Below are 1,925 nucleotides of genomic sequence, written 5' to 3' on the forward strand. Positions count from 1 at the left end.
CCCCGGGGTGCGTGCGCAAAGCGCGCGCCGAGGAAGCCCGGCGCGCGCCCTTCTTCGTAACTTTTAAATTCTACCAGTGCTCGGCGGCTCCGTTAGGCCTTATACGGCTCCAGCGCAGCAATCACAATCTGGTTGGCCTCGGCGCAGAGCTTCTCGTCGGGAGCCTCGGCGAGCACGCGGACGAGCGGCTCGGTGCCGGAGGCGCGCACGAGCACGCGGCCGTTGCCCTCGAGGAACTGCTCGGCCTTAGCCACGGCGGTCGTGACCTCGGGCGCATTCATCGCGGCGTTCTTGTCGGTCACACGGACGTTGTCGAGCTGCTGCGGGTAGAGCTTGACGGGGCGGGTGAGCTCGCTGAGCTTCTCGCGCTCACCGCGCAGGACCTCCATGATGCGCAGGGAGGTCATGATGCCGTCGCCGGTCTTCTCGAGGTCGCTGAAGATGATGTGGCCGGACTGCTCGCCGCCCAGGGTGTAGCCGTTCTCGCGCATGCAGGCGTAGACGTTTTTGTCGCCCACGTCGGTCTTCTCGTAGGCGATGCCGGCGGCGTCGAAAGCCTTGAACAGGCCGAAATTGCTCATGACGGTGGGGACGACCGTGGACTTGGCCAGGCGCCCGTGCTTGTTCATGTAGCAGCCGCAGACGTAGAGGATGAGGTCGCCGTCAACCACATGGCCGCGCTCGTCGACCGCCAGGCAGCGGTCGGCGTCGCCGTCGTAGGCAAAGCCCACGTCAAGGCCGTGCTGGACGACGAAGCGCTGCAGCTGGTCGATGTGGGTGCTGCCGCAGTCGACGTTGATGTTGAAGCCGTTGGGCGAGTTATTGATCACGTGGGTCTCGGCGCCCATGGCGTCGAAGACCGGGCGCGCGACGGAGGAGGCGGAGCCGTTGGCGCAGTCAAGGCCGATCTTCAGGCCCTGGAGAGAGAACCCACAGCTCGCGATGAGGCTGGAGATGTAGCGGTTGCGGCCCTGCATGTAGTCGACCGTGCAGCCGATGGCGTCGCCGGTGGCCAGGGGCACCTCGGACTTGCCGTCGATGTACTCCTCGATGAGCTCAAGGACGTCCTCGTCCATCTTGTAGCCCTCGCGGTTGACGAGCTTGATGCCGTTGTCCGTGTAGGGGTTGTGGGAAGCGGTGATCATGACGCCGCAGTCGAACGCGCCGTCGACGACCTCGTACGAGACGCCCGGGGTCGGGATGACGTGCAGCATGTACGCGTCGGCGCCGGAGGCGACGAGGCCGCTGATGATGGCGGACTCGAACATGTAGCTGGAGCGACGGGTGTCCTTGCCCAGGATCACGCGGGCCTTCTTGCCCTGGCGGGCGCCGTAGTACCAGCCGACGTAGCGGCCGATCTTGTAGGCGTGCTCGACGTTGAGGCCCTCGTTGGCGCGGCCACGGAAGCCGTCGGTGCCGAAGTACTTCATTCGGTGTCCCTTCTCGGTCCGCCGGCGGACGGCCGGCATCGCGTGTACTGGTTCTTGAATAGTGTAACCAGTCTGAGCGGAGAAAAAAGGGCCTGCCGAACTTGTCGGCAGGCCCCCATGGTGCAGATTTGGCGCTCGAAGGCCTTAGCGCTTCGAGAACTGCGGGCGCTTGCGGGCCTTCTTGAGGCCGTACTTCTTGCGCTCGACCGCACGCGCGTCGCGCGTGAGGAAACCGGCCTTCTTGAGGTCGGCGCGGTACTCGCCGGCGTCCAGAAGGGCGCGGGAGATGCCCAGGCGGCAAGCGCCGGACTGGCCGTTGATGCCGCCGCCGTCGCAGTTGGCGAGGACGTCGAAACGATCAGCGGTCTCGGTCAGCTTGAGCGGGGCAAGGGCGTTGTCGACGAGCTGCTGACGACCAAAGTAGTTGAGGGCGTCGCGGCCGTTGACGAGGAACTTGCCGGTGCCGGGGACGAGACGGACGCGGGCGACGGCCTC

General features: G+C 65.9%; 2 protein-coding genes. Both read right to left on the reverse strand.

The window, feature by feature from the left end; all coding sequences use genetic code 11:
- Window positions 1–92: 92 nt before the first annotated feature.
- A complete protein-coding gene (glmM, locus tag ACT84W_RS10820) occupies window positions 93–1,430 on the reverse strand; it encodes a phosphoglucosamine mutase (RefSeq protein WP_444329224.1) in 1,338 nt (445 codons plus the stop codon).
- 144 nt (window positions 1,431–1,574) lie between these two features.
- The coding region (rpsI, locus tag ACT84W_RS10825; RefSeq protein ID WP_444329225.1) for a 30S ribosomal protein S9 at window positions 1,575–1,925 on the reverse strand (351 nt) is incomplete at its 5' end.

It is taken from the genome of Paratractidigestivibacter sp. (genome assembly GCF_052362415.1).
GTDB lineage: Bacteria > Actinomycetota > Coriobacteriia > Coriobacteriales > Atopobiaceae > Paratractidigestivibacter.

Coding starts and splice junctions, on each gene's coding strand:
- glmM (WP_444329224.1), bottom strand. CDS start 1,430: ATGAAGTACTTCGGCACCGACGGCTTCCGTGGCCGCGCCAACGAGGGC.